Origin of the sequence: Streptomyces sp. NPDC048612, assembly GCF_043199295.1 — a bacterium.
Lineage (GTDB): Bacteria > Actinomycetota > Actinomycetes > Streptomycetales > Streptomycetaceae > Streptomyces.
In genome coordinates this window covers 1-18917 of record NZ_JBICVV010000017.1, presented here as the reverse complement: position 1 = coordinate 18917, position 18917 = coordinate 1, and the positions used below count along the sequence as shown (strand labels likewise).

Genomic DNA, 18917 nt, shown 5'->3' with positions numbered 1-18917 from the left:
GCCCGCAGGGAACGAGGAGAGGCGGACCCCATGCACACCGTGGTGGAACGAGAGCTGGAGCTGGGCCTGGTCCTGTCGCCGGAGCGCAGCGTTCCGGTACCGGCCCGGCTGAGGTACGGGACGGACGACCCGTACGCCGTCCACGTCACCTTTCACATCGGTTCGGACTCCCCCGTCAGCTGGACGTTCGCCAGGGAGCTGCTCGTCGAGGGGGTGTTCCGGCCGTGCGGCGACGGTGATGTGCGGGCGTGGCCGGCGAAGCGGGACGGCCGCAGCCTGGTGTGCATAGCGCTGGACTCGCCGGACGGGCGGGCCCTGCTGGAGGCGCCGGCCGCGGCGGTCTCGGCCTGGCTGGAGCGCACCCTGAGAGTGGTGCCGCCGGGGTCCGAGCGGGGGCACCTGGGCCTCGACAAAGGGCTGAGCGACCTGTTCGCGATGGCGTCCGGGGACGAGCTGCGGCCGGGCGTCCCGCGGCCGGTGGACGAGTCCCCGGAGGCCGGGGCGTAGCGGGTGACGGACCGGGCCCGTGGGGGACGGGCCCGTACCGCACGGTGCCGCCTCAGCCCCGGTAGGCCTCCAGCAGCCGCAGCCACACCTCGCTGATCGTGGGGTAGGAGGGCACCGCGTGCCACAGGCGCTCGACGGGGACCTCGCCGGCCACCGCGACCGTCGCGGAGTGCAGCAGCTCGCCGACGCCGGCTCCGACGAAAGTGGCGCCGAGCAGCACCTCACGGTCCAGGTCGACGACCATCCGGGCCCGGCCGCGGTAGCCGTCCGCGTACAGCGACGCCCCGGCCACCGCCGCCAGGTCCTGGTCGACCACCCGGATGCGGTAGCCGGCCTTCTCGGCCGCGGCGGCGGTCAGGCCCACCGAGGCGGCCTCCGGGTCGCTGAAGACGACCTGCGGGACGGCGCGGGTGTCCGCGGTGGCGGCGTGCGCGCCCCAGGGGTCGGACTCCAGGATCGGGACGCCGCGGGCGCGCGCGGCGATCGCGGCGCCGGAGATCCTGGCCTGGTACTTGCCCTGGTGGGTGAGGAGCGCGCGGTGGTTGACGTCGCCGACGCCGTAGAGCCAGCCGCCGGGCACCCCCTTCACCCGGCAGCTGTCGTCGACGTCCAGCCAGGAGCCGGGCGTCAGGCCGACCGTCTCCAGGCCGATGTCCTCGGTGCGCGGGGCCCGGCCGGTGGCGATCAGGAGTTCATCGGCGACGATCTCGTCGCCGGAGTCCAGCAGGACGGTGGCCGGGCCGCCGGGGGCCTCCCGGCGTACCTCGCGCACCTCGACGCCGGTCCGCAGGAAGACGCCCGCCTCGGCGAGCGACTCCGCGACCAGGTGCCCGGCGAACGGCTCCATCCGGGGCAGCAGCCCGTCGCCGCGGACCAGCAGCGTCACGGACGCGCCCAGGGCCCGCCAGGCGGTGGCCATCTCGACGCCGACCACACCGCCGCCGACCACCACGAGACGGCCCGGCACGCTCTTGGCGCTGGTCGCGTCGCGGCTGGTCCAGGGCCGGGCGGCGGCGAGCCCGGGGACACCGGGCAGCACCGCGCGGCTGCCGGTGCACACCGCGACCGCGTGCCGGGCGGTGAGCACCCGGCCGCCGTCGACGACCACCCGCCGGGGCCCGGCGAGCCGCCCCTGACCGCGCACCAGGTCGATGCCGGCCGAGTCCAGCCAGCGGACCTGCCCGTCGTCCTTCCAGTAGGACGTGATGGCGTCCCGGTGGGCGAGTACGGCCGGCGCGTCCAGGGCGACATCGGCGGCGTCCTGGAGGCCGGGCACCCGGCGGGACTCGGAGCGGGCGGTGACCGGGCGCAGCAGGGCCTTGCTGGGCATGCACGCCCAGTAGGAGCATTCGCCGCCGACCAGTTCGCTCTCCACGAGCACCGCGCTCAGCCCGGCGGCGTGCGCCCGGTCGGCGACGTTCTCCCCGGTCGGTCCCGCTCCCAGCACGATGACGTCGTACGCCTCGTCAGCGGCTTCGGTGGCTGCCATCGGCTCTCACTTCCTGCGGGGCATGAGGGGGCTCCGGGCCCGGCGGGTCCTTCTGGCCATCCTCAGCCCAACGGGCCGTCAGCGCATCCGGCGTTCGACCGCTTCCTTGGCCTCGGCGAGTCCGGAGCCGGTCGCCTCGCGGTGCACCTTGATCGCCTGGATCGTCCTGCCCTGGGCCAGCAGCTGGTCGATCTCGGCCATCCGGGCGTCCTCCGGCTGCTCGACGCCGGCCTGGGCCAGCAGCAGGTCCACCTTGCGGTCCAGCTGCCGGAGCCGGCGCTCCAGCGTCCTGGCGCGGCGGTCGGAGGCGGCGACCAGCATGATGACGGCCAGCACGAGAACGGTGATGACGACGGGGAGCACGGATTCCATGGCGGTCACCCTACGAGGCGGCGGCGCGTGCCATGAACACGGCAGTCGCGGCCGGGCCGTGCAGGGTGCCGCGGACGGCCGGAGCGCCGTCCGTGAGGATCTCGCACTCGGCGTAGGCGTCCGGCCCGTCGAGGGTCAGGGTGAGCATCGGCATGGCCCCCACCCCGCGCGCGTCGGTCACCGCGAACCACGGCAACTCCGGCCGGGTGACCTGCTCTTCGCTGCCGGAGTCCCCCGGTGCCTGGACGGCGTAGGTGATGTCGTCGACGCCCCGGCCGGTCACCCGGAAGGTCACCATGCCCTCGCCGGGTCGGTGCGGATCGTTGATCGTCATGGGGGCAGTCAACCCTCCCGGCCCCCGCCGTGTACATCCGGGTGGCGGCGGCCGGGGGCGCGGGGTCAGGGCAGGTGCCAGATCTGGGTGGTGACGAGGAAGAAGACCGCGGCCCAGAACACCATCACCCCGGTGACGAGGCCGAGTCCGAGGAGGCGGGTCCGGCCGGGCGGTGCGTCCGGGGGCGGCCGCAGCCACCGTTTGAGCAGCGGGTTCACATAGAACGGCATGGTCAGGAAGCTCATGATGAAGCTGGAGAGCAGGTTGCCGATGAGCAGGTTCAGCCAGAGCGGCAGGTGCGCCGGTGACAGGGCGAGCGTCAGCAGCACCACGGTCGGGTAGAGGCCGACCCAGACCGCGACGGAGGTCTTGGTCTCCGACGGCGGCGGCGCCTGCCGGCCGTTCTCCTCGAAGGCGAACCAGCTGCCGAAGGAGTTGTCGATGGTGCGCATGCGGAAGTCGTGGAACTTCGCGCCCTCCTTGAGGACTTCCTGCCGTCTGCCCGAGGTCAGCCAGGCGTCGAGGTGCTCGGCGCTGTCGAAGCGGTAGAGGGTGGTCCATTCGTCCTGGAGCCCCTCGACGGGGCGGAACAGTTCGGTGCCGCGGAAGCCCTCGAAGGTGCTCTCCTGCTCGGTCATGTGGCGCTGCCAGGCGAGGAAGGCGTCGACGTGGTCCGGGTGGACGCGGTGGGTGACCACCACGGTCACCAGCGGGTCCGGCGGCTGGGTGCCGCCGCTGAGCACCTGCTGGGTGGCGGGGCCGTCGAGGTAGGCGCGGCCGCGGTTGAGGAAGCTCTGCCGGGTGGCGCTGTTGATCCACGCCTGGAGGTGGGCGATCGAGTCGAACCGGTAGACGACCACCCAGTCGGGCTGCACGGGCGTGGGCGGGGAGATCTCGGCGCCGAGGAAGCCGGTGTAGGCGGCGGCAGCGGCGTTGACCTCCTCCTGCCAGGAGTGGAACTCCCGCTCCTGGCCGGCCCGGACCTTCTGCCCGATGATGACCGTGGCCCCGGCGCCCGCCGGCTGTGCGGTGGTCATGTGCGCGGTCCCGTCGTCACCGCGGCGCTCGCGCCGATCTGCCGGTAGATGCGTTCCGGGGTGAGGGGCAGGTCACGGAAGCGGACGCCGGTGGCGTCGTGGAGCGCGTTCGCCAGCGCGGGGGCCACCGGGTTGATGCAGCACTCCGCGATCCCCTTCGACCGCAGGGGCCCGACGGAGTCCGCCGAGTCCACCAGGAGCACCTCCGTGCGGGGGATGTCGGCGTAGGTGGGGAGGCGGTAGTTGCGGAAGTCCGGGTTGGCCATGACACCGTCCGCGTCGACGTGGTGGTGCTCGGTCAGGACGAAGCCGAGGCCCTGGGCGACCCCGCCCTCGACCTGCCCCCGGACCTGCGCGGGGTTGATGACCACCGCGGCGTCGGTCGCCTGGACGCTGTGGAGGACGCGGATCTCGCCGGTCACCGGATGGACGGCGATCCGGAAGCCCTGCGCGTTGGAGGTGACGCTGCGGGGCGAGCCGTACGCCTTGCGGGCGGCGGAGAAGCGGATGCCGCGCGCGCGGGCCGCCGCCACCAGTTCCGCCAGCGACACCCGCCGGTCACCGCAGACGACCCCCTCGTCGTCCATCGAGCAGAGCACGAGATGGACGCCGGTGTGCGCGGCGGCGAACTCCAGGATGCGGTCGCGTACGGCGCCCGCCGCGCGGAGCACGGCATTGCCCGCCACGAAGAGGCCCGCGCTGGCGAAGGCGCCGGTGTCGAATCCGGTGCGGTCGGTGTCGGACTGCACCAGGCGGATGCGCGCCGGGGTGGTGCCCAGCTGCTGGGCCGCGAGCTGGACGTGCGCGGTCGAGGTGCCCTCGCCGAACTCGACGGTGCCGACGGCGAGTTCGTAGACCAGGTCGTCGCCCAGCGTGACCCAGGCCTCGGAGAGGTGCTCGGTGGGCGGCGCGGTCTCGTGCAGGGAAGCGGCCACCCCGGCCCCGACCAGCCACCCGGGGCCGGGCGGCGGTGTGTCGGCGGTACGGGCCATGGCCTCGTCCACCAGGTCGAGGCACGCGCCGAGGCCGTCCTCGGTGAACACCACGTCGTCGGGGCCCTCTTCCATGGCGCGGAGCGGATCGCCCGGCCGCACGATGTTGCGCCGGCGCAGCGCGAGCGGGTCCAGGTGCAGGGCGCGGGCCAGTTCGTCCATGGCCGACTCGACGGCGTAGGCGGGCTGGGTCATGCCGTAGCCGCGCAGGGCCCCGCTCGGCACGGTGTTGGTGTAGACGGAGTACGCGTCGTACTTCTTGTTGGGGCAGCGGTAGATCATCACGGCGGCGCCGCCCGCGAAGAGCGTCTCGCCGGCGTGGTTGCCGTAGGCGCCGGTGTTCGACACATTGCGGATCTGCATCGCGGTGAGCGTGCCGTCCGCCTTGGCGCCGAGCTTCACGGTGAGGGTCATGGGGTGGCGTGGCGAGGCGGTGGTGAACTCCTCCTCGCGGGTGTACTCGAAGCTGACCGGCCGTCCGGTGTCCAGGGTGGCGAGCGCGGCCAGGTCCTCCGAGATCACTTCCTGCTTGCCGCCGAAGCCGCCGCCCACGCGGGTGCAGAACACCCGCAGCTGGTCCGGGCGCAGCGCGAACAGATAGGCCAGCTTGACCTTGGCGATCGACGGGGACTGCGAGCTGGTGCGGACGTGGAGGCGGCCCTCGTCCATCCAGGCGATCGAGCCGTGGGTCTCCAGATGCGCGTGCTGCACCCGCGGCGAGAAGTAGGTGCCCTCGTGGATCACCTCGGCCTCGGCGAATCCCGCGTCGACGTCGCCGAGGTGCGAGTGGATCTCCACCAGGGTGTTGCGGATGGGGTCGCGGACGAACGGGTCGTGCGCACCGTGCAGTTGTGGCGCCCCGTCGGCCCGCGCCTCCTCGGGGTCGAGGACCGCGGGCAGCACCTCGTACTCCACGGCCACCTGGCGGCAGCCCTCCTCCGCCGCCCCGACCGAGTCGGCGAGGACCGCGGCGACGCGCTGGCCGGCGAAGCGGACGGTGCGGTCGAGGACGTAGGTGTCGTCCGGGTCCACCAGGTGGTCGGTGTGGATCGCCGTGGTGAAGCGCCGGCGCGGGACGTCCTCCCAGGTGTAGACGCGGTGCACCCCGGGCACGGCGAGGGCGGCGGTCTTGTCGACCGAGACGATCCGGGCGTGGGCGTGGGGGGAGTGCAGCACCTTGAGGTGCAGCATGCCGTCGAGGTGGGTGTCCATGGTGAACTCGGCGCGGCCGGTGACCACCTCGTCGGCCGCCGGCGCGCCGACGCTCGTCCCGACGGCCTTCCCGGGCGCGGCCTCCGCGACCCCGGCCACTCCGTGCACGGCGTCCTCGATCGCCCGGTAGCCGGTGCAGCGGCACAGGTTCCCCTTCAGCGCCCGGGGCAGGTCCGCCTTCTGGGCCTCGCTGAAGGTCGCCGAGGTCATGATCATCCCCGCGGTGCAGAACCCGCACTGGAAGCCGGGGGCGTCGCGGAACCGGCGCTGCACCGGATGCAGCCTCCCGGGCGCCCCGAGCCCTTCGACCGTCGTCACCTCGTGGCCGTCCGCCCGGAAGGCGGGGGTGATGCAGCTGTGCACCGGATCGCCGTCCAGCCAGACCGTGCAGGCGCCGCAGTCGCCCGCGTCGCAGCCCTTCTTGACGCCGTAGTGGCCGAGCGTGCGGAGGAAGGTGCGCAGACACTGCCCGGGGGCCGGTTCCTCCGCGAAGCGCTCGCCGTTCACGTGATACGTCATGCCGGGCCCCCCACGAGGAGTTCGTGACGGATCTCTTCGGCGAAGTGCCGGGTCAGATGGCGGCGGTGGTCCGGGGTCCCGTTGGGGTCGTCGAACCAGATGTCGGCGGGCAGGGCGTCGAGGCGCTGCCGCAGCGTCCGGGCGCCGGGCACCTCGTCGAAGGCCATCCGTACCGGCCGGGTGGTGCCGGCGGTGACGGTGAGCAGCAGGTCGTGGGTGCCCGGCGTCTGCGTGCCGATGAGGAAGACCGTCGAACGGCCGAGCCGGGTCAGGGAGAAGCGGCGGTGTGCGGTGCGCTTGCGCAGGGCGGGTGCCGGGATGTCGATGCGCCGCAGGACTTCCCCGAAGCCGAGCACGTTCTCGTGGTTGCCGGTCACGAAGTCGAGCGCGTCGACGGTGCGCGAGGTCCCGTCGGTGCCCCACAGTTCGTACCGGGCCTCCAGGGCGACCGTCAGCGTGATCATGGGGCCGGCCGGCAGGGACATACAGATGTTGCCGCCGACCGTCGCCGCGTTCCAGACCTTGAACGAGGACAGGAACGCCTCGCAGCTCGCCGCGAACAGAGCGCCCGCGCGCCATTCCTGCGGCGGGGTACAGCCGTACAGCTCGCGGACGGTACAGGTCGCGCCGATGCCGAGCCCCGCCTCCCCCGGGACGAGGGAGTCCCAGCGCAGCGCCGTCAGGTCGATCAGCCGCCGCAGGTCCGGCTGCGGTACGGAGTACAGCCAGGTGCCGCCGGCGAGCCAGGCGTCGCCCGCGCGCCAGTCCGCGCCCGGCCGTCCGGGCGGGCGCCGGACGACTTCGGTGATGGTGTTGAGGTCCATGGGAACGGATCTCCCTCACGACGGCGATCGTGCGCGCGGGGAACGCCGTGATCCCGAACGGCGGAATCCCTGGGGGCCGCTGGTGGCCGGACTTCTCGCGGAAGGAGCCGGAAGGCGCGGATATCCGTGTTCAGGATAGGCAGAAGGGTCCGCCTCCGCCCTTTCTGCGCACCCGCGTCAGGACGGGTAAAATCCGGCCTCGCACCGGCAGCGGGAACTCCGGTCCCCGGTGCGTCAGAAGAGCTTTCCGGGGTTGAGAATGCCCAGCGGGTCGAAGACGTCCTTGATGCCGCGCTGCAACTCCAGCCCCACCGGCCCCAGTTCGCGGGCCAGCCACTCCTTCTTGAGGACGCCGACCCCGTGCTCCCCGGTGATGGTGCCGCCCAGCCGCAGGCCGAGCGCCATGATGTCGTCGAAGGACTCCCGGGCCCGGCGGGACTCGTCCGGGTCGGCGGCGTCGAAGCAGACCGTGGGGTGGGTGTTGCCGTCCCCGGCGTGGGCGCAGACGCCGATGGTGAGGCCGTACTTCCCGGCGATGGCGGCGGTGCCGTCCAGCATCTCGGCGAGCCGGGAGCGCGGTACGCACACATCGTCGATCATCGTGGCGGACTTGACCCGCTCCAGCGCGGTGAGGGTCAGCCGGCGGGCCTGGAGCAGCAGATCGGACTCGGCGGCGGTCTCGGCGGGCACCACCTCGGTGGCTCCGGCCGCGGTGCACAGCTTGCCGACGGCGGCGAGGTCGGCGGCCGGGTCGGGGGTGTCGAAGGCGGCCAGCAGCAGCGCCTCGGTGCTGTCGGGGAGGCCCATCTGCGCCATGTCGTTGACCGCGCGGATGCTCGTACGGTCCATCAGCTCCAGCAGCGAGGGGGCGTGGCCGCGGGCCATGATCTCGCAGACCGCCTCGCAGGCGGCGGCGGTGGACGGGAACTCGGCGGCCAGCACGAGCTGCTGCGGCGGCTCCGGCCGGAGCGCGAGGACGGCGCGGACGACGATGCCCAGGCTTCCCTCGGAGCCGACGAACAGCCGGGTGAGGTCGTAGCCGGCGACGCCTTTGGCGGTGCGCCGGCCGGTCGTCAGCAGCCGCCCGTCGGCGAGGACCACGTCCAGGCCGAGCACGTACTCGGCGGTGACGCCGTACTTGACGCAGCACAGGCCGCCGGAGGCGGTGCCGATGTTCCCGCCGATGGAGCACTCCTCCCAACTGGAGGGATCGGGCGGGTAGTAGAGCCCGTGCTCGTTCACCGCGCGGGACAGCACGGCGTTGACGACGCCCGGTTCGACCACCGCGATCCGGTCGACGGGGTTGATCTCGATGATCCGGTCCATCTTGACCAGCGACAGCACGAGGCAGCCGTCGGAGGCGTTGGCGGCGCCTGACAGCCCCGTACGCGCCCCCTGCGGGACGACCGGCACCCGCAGCTCGGTGGCCGTCCGCATGACGTGCTGGACCTGCTCGACGGTCCGCGGCAGCACGACCACGGCGGGCGTCCCCGCCTCGCAGAAGCTCGCCATGTCGTTGGCGTAGGAGCCGGTGACGTCGGGGTCGGTGAGGATCGCTTCCTCCGGGAGCCCGGCGCGCAGACGTGCGATGAGGTCCATACCCTCAGCCTCGCACCCGGGGGCCGTCCACGGAAGATCGTGTACGGCCCCCGGGCCCGTCGGGCGCACCGGACGCGGGCGCCCCGGCCCGCCGGACGGCTCAGAGGTTGCCGCGCCGCTCCTGCTCCCGCTCGATGGCCTCGAAGAGCGCCTTGAAGTTGCCCTTGCCGAAGCCCATGGAGCCGTGCCGCTCGATCATCTCGAAGAACACCGTCGGCCGGTCCTGGACCGGCTTGGTGAAGATCTGCAGCAGGTAGCCGTCCTCGTCGCGGTCGACGAGGATCTTCAGCTCACGGAGCGTCTCGACGGGCACCCGGGTCTCGCCGGCCCACTCGCCGAGGGTGTCGTAGTAGGAGTCGGGGGTGTCCAGGAATTCCACCCCGGAGGCCCGCATCGCCCGGACGCTGGCGACGATGTCGTTGGTGGCCAGCGCGATGTGCTGGACGCCGGGGCCGCCGAAGAACTCCAGGTACTCGTCGATCTGCGACTTCTTCTTCGCGATCGCGGGCTCGTTGATCGGGAACTTGACCTTGAGCGTGCCGTCGGCGACGACCTTCGACATCAGCGCGCTGTATTCGGTGGCGATGTCGTCGCCCACGAACTCCTTCATGTTGGTGAAGCCCATGACCTTGTTGTAGAAGGCCACCCACTCGTTCATCTTGCCGAGTTCGACGTTGCCGACGCAGTGGTCGATGGCCTGGAAGCGCCGCGGGCCGGTCTCCACCAGGGGCTCGACGGCGGCGTAGCCCGGCAGGTAGGGGCCGTCGTAGCCGGAGCGCTCGACGAGGGTGTGCCGGGTCTTGCCGTACGTGGCGATGGCCGCCAGGACGACGGTCCCGTGCTCGTCCGTGAGCTCGTAGGGCTTCTCCAGCCCGGTGGCGCCCTGGGCGACGGCGTGCTCGTAGGCGGCGCGGGCGTCCGGGACCTCGATGGCGAGGTCGATGACGCCGTCGCCGTGGGCCGCGACATGGTCGGCGAGGAAGCGGCCCCACTCGGTGGTGGGCTTGATGACGGAGGTGAACACGAACCGGGCGCCGCCGGACTCCAGCACATAACTCGCGGTCTCCCGGCTGCCGTTCTCCGGACCGGAGTAGGCGACGCGCTTCATGCCGAAGGCGGTCGAGTAGTAGTGCGCGGCCTGCTTGGCGTTCCCGACGGCGAAGACGACCGCGTCCATCCCCTTGACCGGGAAGGGGTCCGCCTGCCGGGCCGTGCCGGGGGTGGTGGGCTGAGGGTGCATCGTGGTGTCTGCCATGGCCGCAGAGTCTCGCCGATCCACAAGGTGCGCAATAGTTCGCGAATCCTCTGGGCATTCTGCATAGCGAGACGGCGTCCGCGCCGGGCTATCTGTACATGATGACCATCGAAAGGGACGGCACGGACCATGGCGATCGATCATTTGGACGGGGCGCTGCTGGAGCTGCTCGCCGAGGAGCCGCGGATCGGCGTCCTGGAGGCGTCCCGGCGGCTGGGCGTGGCCCGCGGCACGGTGCAGGCCCGGCTCGACCGGCTTCAGTCGAATGGAGTGATCCGGGGCTTCGGGCCGGAGGTGGACCCGGCGGCGCTCGGCTATCCCGTGACCGCTTTTGCCACGCTGGAGATCAAACAGGGTCAAGGGAATGACGTACGCGCCCACTTGACGACCGTTCCCGAGGTGTTGGAACTGCATACAACGACGGGACACGGGGACATGCTGTGCAGGCTCGTCGCCCGGTCCAACGCCGATCTTCAGCGCGTGATCGACCGGGTTGTGGGCTTTGATGGGATCGTGCGGGCCTCGACGGCAATCGTGATGGAAAATCCGGTTCCGTTGCGGATCATCCCGCTGGTGAAACAGGCATCGGGAGACTGAACCGAGGAGACCGAGTGAGCTTCTGGGAATACGTCGTGACCCGGCACGCCCAGCTGCTGACGGATACGTATCAGCACGCCAGTGCGGTCTTCCAGTGCATGGTGCTCGCCACCCTGCTGGGAGTCCTCATCGCCGTGGTGACCTATCGCAGCGAGTGGGCCGGCAATCTCGCCACCGTCTCGACCGCCACCATCCTGACCATCCCGTCCCTGGCCCTGATCGGTCTGCTGATCCCGATCGTCGGCCTGGGCGTCCCCCCGACGGTGATCGCCCTGACGCTGTACGGACTGCTGCCGGTGGTCCGGAACGCCATCGTCGGGCTGCGCGGGGTGGACCCGGACCTGGTCGACGCGGCCACCGGCATCGGGATGTCCCGCACCGCCCGGCTCTTCCGCGTCGAACTGCCGCTGGCCTGGCCGCCCATCCTCACCGGCATCCGGGTCGCCACCCAGATGCTGATGGGCATCGCCGCCATCGCCGCCTTCGCCTCCGGCCCCGGCCTGGGCAACGAGATCTTCCGCGGGATCGCCTCGCTGGGCAGCGCCAACTCCCTCAACCAGGTGCTCTCCGGCACCCTCGGGATCGCCATCCTCGCTCTTCTCTTCGACGCCGCGTACGTCCTCATCGGACGCCTGACCATCTCCAGGGGGATTCGTGCCTGAGACGACAGAGACCGCCCCGGACTCCGGGGCCAGAATCCATCTGGAGAACCTGACGAAGGTCTACCCGGGGAGCGCCGCCCCCGCGGTGGACAACGTCAACCTGGAGATCAAGGCCGGCGAGACCGTGATCTTCGTGGGGCCCTCCGGCTGCGGCAAGTCCACCTGTCTGAAGATGATCAACCGGCTGATCGAGCCGACCTCCGGACGCATCCGCATCGGCGACGAGGACGTCACCGACATGGACCCGGTCAGGCTGCGCCGCAAGGTGGGCTACGCCATCCAGGCCTCCGGCCTCTTCCCGCACATGACGGTCGCCCAGAACATCGCCCTGGTCCCGAAGATGACCGGCTGGTCCAAGAGCCGGGTGGCGGGCCGGGTCGAGGAGATGCTCGACCTGGTCGGCCTGGACCCGCGGGAGTTCCACGGCCGCTATCCGCGCCAGCTCTCCGGCGGCCAGCAGCAGCGCGTCGGGGTGGCCCGCGCGCTCGCCGCCGACCCGCCGGTGCTGCTGATGGACGAGCCGTTCGGCGCCGTCGACCCGATCACCCGCGACCACCTCCAGGACGAGCTGATCCGGCTCCAGCACGAGCTGCACAAGACCATCTGCTTCGTCACCCACGACTTCGACGAGGCGATCAAGCTCGGCGACCGCATCGCGGTACTCCGCGAGCAGTCGCACATCGCCCAGTTCGACACCCCCGAGGCCATCCTCACCAACCCGTCCGACGACTTCGTCTCCGGCTTCGTGGGCGCCGGGGCGGCCCTCAAGCGGCTCAACCTCACCCGCGTACGGGACGTGGCCATCGTCGACTTCCCCACCGCCGGCCTCGACGACCCCCTGGAAGCCATCTTCGACCGGCTGCGCTCCGGCTCCCACAACGAGTTGCTGCTGCTGGACCGCAACCACCGCCCGTACAAGTGGCTGCGCCGCGGCGACCTGGCACGGGCCAGGGAGTCGCTGGCCCGGGCCGGCACCCTGGTGGCCGACACCGTGACCCGGGACGCGACGCTGCGCGACGCCCTGGAGGCGGTGCTCACCGACAACGCGGGCCGGGTCGCGGTCACCGGGCGGCGCGGCGAGTACATCGGCGTGGTCGACATGGAGACGCTGATGAACAACGTCCACGAGCTGCTGGAGGCCGACCGCCTCGAAGCGATCGAGCACCAGCACCAGCTCCAGGAACAGCGCGCCCACCGGACCCAGTTGGAGCAGGAGGGCCTGGCCGGGGCGGGCGGCGACGGGGCCGGACCGGGAGGCAAGGCATGAGCCCCCGCGACGGGAGCGGCGGCGACAGCCCGCGCCCGGCCGGGCGGCACCCGAGCGACCACGAGGCCCTCGCCTTCAAGGACGAGGTCGAGATGGCGCAGCGGGAGCTGGCCTCCGGCGAGGCTCCGGTCGTGTCCCCGCCCTCCGGCGCGCGCCGGATCAGCTGGCAGAAGTGGACCTTCATGCCGGCCTTCCTGGTGGCCGCGCTGCTCGCCACCTGGCTGTGGTTCCGCGGCGCCCGGCTGGACTCCATCGCCCACCAGGCGGTGGACAACGGCAAGGTGTGGATCGCGCTGCGGCAGCACATCCAGCTCACCGCGATCTCCACCTTCTTCGTGCTGATCATCGCGATCCCGCTGGGCATCGCGCTGACCCGGTCCAGGCTGCGCCGGGCCACCCCGTTCGCGATGGCCTTCGCCAACCTCGGGCAGGCGGTGCCGGCCCTGGGTCTGCTGATCCTGCTGGTGATCTGGCTGGGCATCGGCGCCCGGTCGGCGATCGTCGGCATGGTCATCTACGCCGTGCTGCCGGTGCTCGCCAACACCATCGCCGGACTGCGCGGCATCGACCCGACGCTGACCGAGGCGGCCCGCGGCATCGGCATGTCCCCCACGGGTGTGCTGACCCAGGTCGAGCTGCCGCTGGCGGTCCCGCTGATCCTGGCCGGGGTCCGTACCGCGCTGGTGCTGAACGTCGGCACCGCGACGCTGGCGACCTTCGGCGGGGGCGGCGGCCTCGGCGACCTGATCTCGGCGGGGATCGTCACCCAGCGGATGCCCGTCCTCATCCTCGGGTCGGTGCTGACCGTGGCGCTCGCCCTGCTGGTGGAGTGGCTGGCCTCGCTGGCCGAACTGCTGCTCCGCCCCCGTGGCCTGGAGGTGACGGCATGACCGGGCACCCGCGCCGGACCGGCCGCCGCCCCGCACCCCGCCGGACCGCCCGGCTCGCCGTCGCCCTGCTCACCGCCGCCGTCCTCGGCGGCTGCGGCCTGGTCAGCGGCAGCGCGATGACCGACGACGTACGGCCGGGCCCGAAGGCGGGCTACCAGGGCCGTCCGCTCACCGGGGCGCAGCTCACCGTGACCTCGAAGGAGTTCACCGAGCAGATCATCCTCGGCCAGATGATGGGCCTCGTCTTCGAGGCGGCCGGCGCCAAGGTCATCGACAAGACCAGCATCCAGGGCTCGATCGGCGCCCGGGAGGCCGTCAAGTCCGGCACGGCGGACGCCGCGTACGAGTACACCGGCACCGGCTGGATCACCTACCTCGGCCACACCAAGCCGATCGTCGACCCCCAGGAGCAGTGGAAGGCGGTCCGCGACGAGGACGCGAAGAACGGCATCGTCTGGCTGCCGGCCTCCCGGCTGAACAACACCTACGCGCTGGCGCTGAACTCCGCGAACTACAAGAAGCTGGCGGTGCGCGACCTCTCGGACGTCGCGGCGCTGTCCCGCAGGAAGCCCGGCGCCGTGACGATGTGCGTGGAGAACGAGTTCGCCACCCGCAACGACGGGCTGCCCGGCATGGCGCGGGCGTACGGCATGAACGTGCCCTCCGCCAACGTCCGCAAGATGACCGGCGGTGTCGTCTACACCGAGACCGAGAAGGGCACCTGCGCGTTCGGTGAGGTCTTCACCACCGACGGCCGGATCAAGGCGATGCATCTGCACGTCCTCGCCGACGACAAGCACTTCTTCCCCAACTACAACGTCGCGCCCGAGATCAACGCCAAGGCCCTGAAGAAGTACCCGGCGATCGCCGAGGTGCTGGCCCCGGTCACCAAGGCGCTCGACAACACCGTCGCCCAGGAACTGAACCGCAAGGTCGACGTGGACGGCGAGGACCCGCACGAGGTCGCCAAGAACTGGCTGATCCAGGAGGGCTTCATCAAGGAGGCGTGACGGCGGCGCCCGCTTCCGGGGCCGCCCGCGCCGGGCCGCCGCCCGCCGCCTCAGCAGCTGGGGACCGCACCCCCGGTGCGCAGCGCCTTCAGGGCGTCCACCGCGCCGTCGAGGGTGCTGACCGGGATCAGCCGCAGCCCCTTCGGCAGCTCCGCCCGCGCGTCGGCGCACTCCTTGCGCGGCACCAGGAAGACGGTGGCACCGTCCCGCTTCGCGGCCTGCGTCTTCAGCGGGACGCCGCCCACCGCGCCGACCTTGCCGCCGGCCGTGATGGTGCCGGTGCCGGCGATGGTGCGCCCGCCGGTCAGGTCGTGGCCCGCGCCGTCACCGTCCAGCTTGTCGACGATGCCCAGGGCGAACATCAGCCCGGCGCTCGGCCCGCCGACGTCCGCGAGGCTCAGCTTGACCTCGATGTCCTTGGCCGACCTGCCGACCTGCCCGAGGGCCGCGCTGGTGGCCGTGTCCTGGGACTCCCGCATCTGCTGCGCGTTGTGCTCGGCGATCTCCTCGGTGTTCTCGCCCACCGGGTAGACCGCCTCCCGCGGCATCACGGCCTCGTCCGTACGGAACCAGCCCGAGACCAGGTCCGGCAGATGGACGGCGGCGTCCGGGCCGGTCGCCACGATCGAGGTCATCCGCAGCTGCCCGCTGGTCTTGCGGGTCCCGGCGCCGGAGATGGTGATCACCGGCTTGCCCTTGTCGGCACCGAGGACGTTCGCCGTCATGCCCGGATAGGCGAGCGAGTACGGCAGCGGGGCGAAGACCGCGGTGACGAGGAGGCCGAGGACGAGGGCGGTGCAGACCGCCAGGGCGCGGGTGCGTGCAGACACCCCGCCACCCTAATTGACCCCCGCCCCACCAGGGTCTTACGGCGCTGCCACCTCACGACACGGCCACCGCCCCTTCACACCCCGTGGCCCCGGCCGCACCCCGGCACTCAGCGGAGCGCCTCGGACACCTCCCGGGCCGCGTCGACCACCCGCGGTCCGATCCGCTCGGAGACGGTGTCGGCGAGCATCACCACGCCCACACTCCCCTCGATACCGCTCACCCCGAGCAACGGGGCCGCCGCACCGCTCGCACCGGCCTCCAGCTCCCCGTGCGTCAGCGCCAGCCCGGCGTCCTGGATACGGCCCTGCCGGGCCTTGAGGATGGCCCGCCCGGCGGCTCCCCGGTCCAGCGGATGACGGAAACCGGCCCGGTAGGCCACGTGGTAGTCGGTCCAGGTCGGCTCCACCACGGCGACCGCCAGCGCCTCCGTGCCGTCGACGAGGGTGAGGTGCGCGGTGGCCCCGACGTCCTCGGCGAGCGACCGCAGCGCGGGCAGGGCGGCCTCGCGGACCAGCGGATGCACCTGACGGCCCAGGCGCAGCACCCCCAGGCCGACCCGGGCCCGGCCGCCGATGTCGCGGCGCACCAGGGCGTGCTGCTCCAGCGTGGCCAGGAGGCGGTAGACCACGGTGCGGTTGACGCCGAGCTTGTGGGACAGCTCGGTGACGGTCAGCCCGTGATCGGTGTCGGCGAGGAGTTTGAGGACACGCAGTCCCCGGTCGAGTGTCTGGGAGGTCTCTGCGGTCACGACGCCCTCCTGGGTGAGTGGCGGCCCTCGGGCGCGACGCGCTGCGGTACCGGAGGCAGCGCGCGCTAGAGGCCGCCGGCCGCATGGCACCGGCTGCGCTCCGCGGCGGCGCTGCCACGGGGCGTGTGCGTGACCGGGACAGTAGCGAGCCGGTTCGGTGAGCGGAAGAGTCCGTCCAGAATCCGGTCGCCGGCGCCCGCAATATCCCAGTACGTCCACCCAGAACGCCCCGTTATGTTCCGTGTGGTGTTTCAGGGAGGGCCGGCACGTTATCCGGGGGTGACGGAAACCGGCAGATCCGGCACACCGCCCCACCGCCCCACCGCCCCACCGCCCGCGGAAACGGCGAAGGGCGGCACACCGTCCCCACGGCACACCGCCCCACCGGGCTCCGGGCGGGCTCACCGCATCCGCGTCGCCCACTCCCGGACCTTCTTGATCCGCTCGGTCAGCTGCCCGGCGGTGGCCTCCGCGCTCGGCGGTCCGCCGCACACCCGCCGCAGCTCGGTGTGGATCACCCCGTGCGGCTTCCCGCTCTGGTGCACATACGCGCCGACCAGCGTGTTCAGCTGCTTCCGCAGCTCCAGCAGCTCCTTGTGCGTGACCACCGGACGCCGCTCGGCCGGCAGCTCCAGCAGGTCGGCCTCCTCGTCCGGCCGCTTCTTGCTGTGCGCGATCTGCCGGGCCTGCCGCTTCTGCAACAGCATCTGCACCTGATCGGGCTCCAGCAGCCCGGGGATGCCGAGGTAGTCCTGCTCCTCCTCGCTGCCCGCGTGCGCCTGCATACCGAACTCGGCGCCGTCGTAGAGCACCCGGTCGAAGACCGCCTCCGACTCCAGCGCCTCGAACGAGAACTGCTCCTGCTCGCCGGTGTCCTCGTCCTGCTCCTTGTTCGCCTCGTCCATCTCCTTCTCGGACTCGGCGTACGGATCTTCCTCCCCGTCCTTCTTCGGCTTGTCGAGCACATGATCGCGCTCGACCTCCATCTCATTGGCGAAGCCGAGCAGGTTCGGGACGGTGGGCAGGAAGACCGAGGCGGTCTCACCGCGCTTACGGGAGCGCACGAACCGCCCCACGGCCTGCGCGAAGAACAGCGGCGTCGAGATCGTGGTCGCGTACACCCCGACCGCCAGCCGCGGCACGTCCACCCCCTCGGACACCATCCGGACCGCGACCATCCAGCGGTCCTGGGAGTGCGAGAAGTCGTCGATGCGCTGCGAGGCCCCGGAGTCGTCGGACAGCACCAGGGTGGCGCCCTCCCCCGTGATCTCCCGGATCAGCTTGGCGTACGCCCGCGCCTGCTCCTGGTCGGAGGCGATCACCAGCGCCCCCGCGTCCGGAATGGCCTTACGGACCTCGCTCAGCCGCCGGTCGGCGGCGCGCAGCACGTTCGGCATCCAGTCGCCGCGCGGGTCCAGCGCCGTCCGCCACGCCTGCGACACCGCGTCCTTGGTCATCGGCTCGCCGAGCCGCGCCGCGATCTCGTCCCCCGCCTTCGTCCGCCAGCGCATGTTGCCGCTGTACGAGAGGAAGATGACCGGCCGGACCACGCCGTCGCCCAGCGCGTTCCCGTAGCCGTAGGTGTAGTCGGCCGAGGAACGCCGGATGCCGTCGTTCCCCTCCTCGTACGTCACGAACGGGATCGGGTTGGTGTCCGACCGGAACGGCGTACCGGTCAGCGCCAGCCGCCGGGTCGCCGGCTCGAACGCCTCCAGACACGCCTCGCCCCACGACTTGGAGTCACCGGCGTGATGGATCTCGTCGAGGATCACCAGCGTCTTGCGCTGCTCGATCCGGTTGCGGTGCAGCATCGGCCGGACGCCCACACCGGCGTAGGTGACCGCGACCCCGTGGTACTCGCGGCCCAGCGGCCCCGCGCTGTACTCCGGGTCCAGCTTGATCCCCAGCCGGGCGGCCGCCTCCGCCCACTGCTTCTTCAGATGCTCGGTCGGTGCGACGACCGTCACCTGCTGCACCACGTGGTGGTGCAGCAGCCACGAGGCGAGCGTGAGCGCGAAGGTCGTCTTGCCGGCGCCCGGCGTCGCCACGGCGAGGAAGTCTCTCGGCTGCGCCTCGATGTAGCGGTCCATGGCCGCCTGCTGCCAGGCACGCAGCTTGTTCGCGGTACCCCAAGGGGCCCGCCCCGGAAACGCCGGGGAGAGGTGATGGTTATTGGTGGCGCTGGTGGTGGTAGTCACGGTCTCCGTCGGCTGAACTCGGCGATCGGCAACCGCGCCACCCTATCGCTGCGCTTGGCCTGCCTCCCACGTAGTCCGTGTTCCCGCCGCGGGGGGCTCCGTCACGGCTCCGCTGCGCGGGGCTTGGGCGCGGGTGATGCTTGTGCGTTCCTCGCCGTTGCGCCTGCGGCGGGCCGGTCCGCTGCGCGGGGCTGTCGGGGTGCGGTGACGGGCCTCCGGGGCCTGGTGTGTGGACTGCTTCGCTTTACGTCCACACACCAGGCCCCTCCGGCCCGTCCCCTCCCGTGGGGGGATGGGGAAAACGGTGGGTGGGGGCTTATGCTGCTGGTCCTGTGCGGCTCGGCGAGATCGTGGAAATGCCCTTGGGCAGCGCCCGCCCCCACTCACCTGTACTCACTCCCCCAACGGGAGGGGACGGGCCGGAGGGGCAGGGTTTCCGGACGTAAAGCGAAGCAGTCCGGAAACCCTGCCCCGGAGGCCCGTCACCGCACCCGACACCCACCCGCCCGCCGCAGGCGCAACGGCGGAGCCACCCGCAAACACCACCCCCGCCCACGCCCCGCGCCGCGGACCC

The 18917-nt window shown here is 71.9% G+C and carries 17 protein-coding genes; 6 read left to right on the top strand and 11 right to left on the bottom strand.

All coding sequences use genetic code 11. From position 1 onward, the window contains the following. Positions 1–30: 30 nt before the first annotated feature. On the top strand, positions 31–507 hold the full coding sequence (locus tag ACGFN2_RS23915; RefSeq protein ID WP_362605043.1) for an SsgA family sporulation/cell division regulator: 477 nt from the start codon (positions 31–33) through the stop codon (positions 505–507). A gap of 52 nt (positions 508–559) precedes the next feature. Here the strand turns inward: ACGFN2_RS23915 and ACGFN2_RS23910 are convergent, their stop codons facing one another. The 8 genes from ACGFN2_RS23910 to hppD all read right to left on the bottom strand — a co-directional run bounded on the left by ACGFN2_RS23910 (position 560) and on the right by hppD (position 10140). Continuing rightward, on the bottom strand, positions 560–1996 hold the full coding sequence (locus ACGFN2_RS23910) for an NAD(P)/FAD-dependent oxidoreductase (protein ID WP_362605041.1): 1437 nt from the start codon (positions 1994–1996) through the stop codon (positions 560–562). Between the two features lie 78 nt (positions 1997–2074). Beyond that, on the bottom strand, positions 2075–2368 hold the full coding sequence (locus tag ACGFN2_RS23905) for a hypothetical protein (RefSeq protein WP_393363629.1): 294 nt from the start codon (positions 2366–2368) through the stop codon (positions 2075–2077). 10 nt (positions 2369–2378) lie between these two features. Then, entirely contained in the window at positions 2379–2702 is a 324-nt protein-coding gene (locus ACGFN2_RS23900) for a hypothetical protein (RefSeq protein ID WP_362605037.1), read from the bottom strand. A 65-nt stretch (positions 2703–2767) separates the two neighbouring features. Further along, the gene (locus tag ACGFN2_RS23895) at positions 2768–3739 is read right to left on the bottom strand and encodes an antibiotic biosynthesis monooxygenase (RefSeq protein ID WP_393363626.1); all 972 of its coding nucleotides are present in this window, start codon (positions 3737–3739) and stop codon (positions 2768–2770) included. Beyond that, positions 3736–6462 carry a molybdopterin-dependent oxidoreductase gene (locus ACGFN2_RS23890; RefSeq protein WP_393363623.1) on the bottom strand — a complete coding sequence of 909 codons (2727 nt, stop codon included), beginning with the start codon at positions 6460–6462 and terminating at the stop codon, positions 3736–3738. The genes ACGFN2_RS23895 and ACGFN2_RS23890 overlap by 4 nt, the downstream gene beginning before the upstream one ends. Further along, positions 6459–7286 (bottom strand): FAD binding domain-containing protein, encoded by an 828-nt coding sequence (locus tag ACGFN2_RS23885; RefSeq protein WP_393363620.1) that lies wholly within the window; start codon positions 7284–7286, stop codon positions 6459–6461. The genes ACGFN2_RS23890 and ACGFN2_RS23885 overlap by 4 nt, the downstream gene beginning before the upstream one ends. 234 nt (positions 7287–7520) lie before the next feature. Next, positions 7521–8885 (bottom strand): FAD-binding oxidoreductase, encoded by a 1365-nt coding sequence (locus ACGFN2_RS23880; protein WP_393363617.1) that lies wholly within the window; start codon positions 8883–8885, stop codon positions 7521–7523. Positions 8886–8985: 100 nt separating this feature from the next. Next, complete coding sequence (hppD, locus tag ACGFN2_RS23875; protein WP_393363614.1) at positions 8986–10140, bottom strand: 4-hydroxyphenylpyruvate dioxygenase; 1155 nt, start codon at positions 10138–10140, stop codon at positions 8986–8988. Between the two features lie 129 nt (positions 10141–10269). Between hppD and ACGFN2_RS23870 the strand changes: the two genes are divergently transcribed. Genes ACGFN2_RS23870 through ACGFN2_RS23850 form a run of 5 tightly spaced genes read left to right on the top strand, consistent with a single transcriptional unit; the run spans position 10270 to position 14566 of the window. Then, complete coding sequence (locus ACGFN2_RS23870; protein WP_018091280.1) at positions 10270–10737, top strand: Lrp/AsnC family transcriptional regulator; 468 nt, start codon at positions 10270–10272, stop codon at positions 10735–10737. 14 nt (positions 10738–10751) lie between these two features. Next, entirely contained in the window at positions 10752–11399 is a 648-nt protein-coding gene (locus tag ACGFN2_RS23865; RefSeq protein WP_362605023.1) for an ABC transporter permease, read from the top strand. Then, entirely contained in the window at positions 11392–12666 is a 1275-nt protein-coding gene (locus ACGFN2_RS23860; protein ID WP_362605021.1) for a betaine/proline/choline family ABC transporter ATP-binding protein, read from the top strand. Before ACGFN2_RS23865 ends, ACGFN2_RS23860 begins: the two co-directional genes overlap by 8 nt. Further along, entirely contained in the window at positions 12663–13556 is an 894-nt protein-coding gene (locus ACGFN2_RS23855; RefSeq protein WP_393363609.1) for an ABC transporter permease, read from the top strand. The genes ACGFN2_RS23860 and ACGFN2_RS23855 overlap by 4 nt, the downstream gene beginning before the upstream one ends. Continuing rightward, the gene (locus tag ACGFN2_RS23850) at positions 13553–14566 is read left to right on the top strand and encodes a glycine betaine ABC transporter substrate-binding protein (RefSeq protein ID WP_393363606.1); all 1014 of its coding nucleotides are present in this window, start codon (positions 13553–13555) and stop codon (positions 14564–14566) included. The genes ACGFN2_RS23855 and ACGFN2_RS23850 overlap by 4 nt, the downstream gene beginning before the upstream one ends. A gap of 50 nt (positions 14567–14616) precedes the next feature. On the opposite strand, the gene ACGFN2_RS23845 is transcribed toward ACGFN2_RS23850, so the two are convergent. The 3 genes from ACGFN2_RS23845 to ACGFN2_RS23835 all read right to left on the bottom strand — a co-directional run bounded on the left by ACGFN2_RS23845 (position 14617) and on the right by ACGFN2_RS23835 (position 18343). Further along, positions 14617–15396 carry a S16 family serine protease gene (locus tag ACGFN2_RS23845; RefSeq protein WP_362605015.1) on the bottom strand — a complete coding sequence of 260 codons (780 nt, stop codon included), beginning with the start codon at positions 15394–15396 and terminating at the stop codon, positions 14617–14619. A 107-nt stretch (positions 15397–15503) separates the two neighbouring features. Continuing rightward, positions 15504–16145, bottom strand: a complete 642-nt coding sequence (locus ACGFN2_RS23840) for a helix-turn-helix domain-containing protein (RefSeq protein ID WP_362605013.1) — start codon at positions 16143–16145, stop codon at positions 15504–15506. A 401-nt stretch (positions 16146–16546) separates the two neighbouring features. Beyond that, positions 16547–18343: a DEAD/DEAH box helicase gene (locus tag ACGFN2_RS23835; protein WP_362605011.1), complete on the bottom strand. Its 1797-nt coding sequence runs from the start codon at positions 18341–18343 to the stop codon at positions 16547–16549. Between the last annotated feature and the right edge of the window lie 574 nt (positions 18344–18917).

Coding starts and splice junctions, on each gene's coding strand:
- ACGFN2_RS23915 (WP_362605043.1), top strand. CDS start 31: ATGCACACCGTGGTGGAACGAGAGCTGGAGCTGGGCCTGGTCCTGTCG.
- ACGFN2_RS23910 (WP_362605041.1), bottom strand. CDS start 1,996: ATGGCAGCCACCGAAGCCGCTGACGAGGCGTACGACGTCATCGTGCTG.
- ACGFN2_RS23905 (WP_393363629.1), bottom strand. CDS start 2,368: ATGGAATCCGTGCTCCCCGTCGTCATCACCGTTCTCGTGCTGGCCGTC.
- ACGFN2_RS23900 (WP_362605037.1), bottom strand. CDS start 2,702: ATGACGATCAACGATCCGCACCGACCCGGCGAGGGCATGGTGACCTTC.
- ACGFN2_RS23895 (WP_393363626.1), bottom strand. CDS start 3,739: ATGACCACCGCACAGCCGGCGGGCGCCGGGGCCACGGTCATCATCGGG.
- ACGFN2_RS23890 (WP_393363623.1), bottom strand. CDS start 6,462: ATGACGTATCACGTGAACGGCGAGCGCTTCGCGGAGGAACCGGCCCCC.
- ACGFN2_RS23885 (WP_393363620.1), bottom strand. CDS start 7,286: ATGGACCTCAACACCATCACCGAAGTCGTCCGGCGCCCGCCCGGACGG.
- ACGFN2_RS23880 (WP_393363617.1), bottom strand. CDS start 8,885: ATGGACCTCATCGCACGTCTGCGCGCCGGGCTCCCGGAGGAAGCGATC.
- hppD (WP_393363614.1), bottom strand. CDS start 10,140: ATGGCAGACACCACGATGCACCCTCAGCCCACCACCCCCGGCACGGCC.
- ACGFN2_RS23870 (WP_018091280.1), top strand. CDS start 10,270: ATGGCGATCGATCATTTGGACGGGGCGCTGCTGGAGCTGCTCGCCGAG.
- ACGFN2_RS23855 (WP_393363609.1), top strand. CDS start 12,663: ATGAGCCCCCGCGACGGGAGCGGCGGCGACAGCCCGCGCCCGGCCGGG.
- ACGFN2_RS23850 (WP_393363606.1), top strand. CDS start 13,553: ATGACCGGGCACCCGCGCCGGACCGGCCGCCGCCCCGCACCCCGCCGG.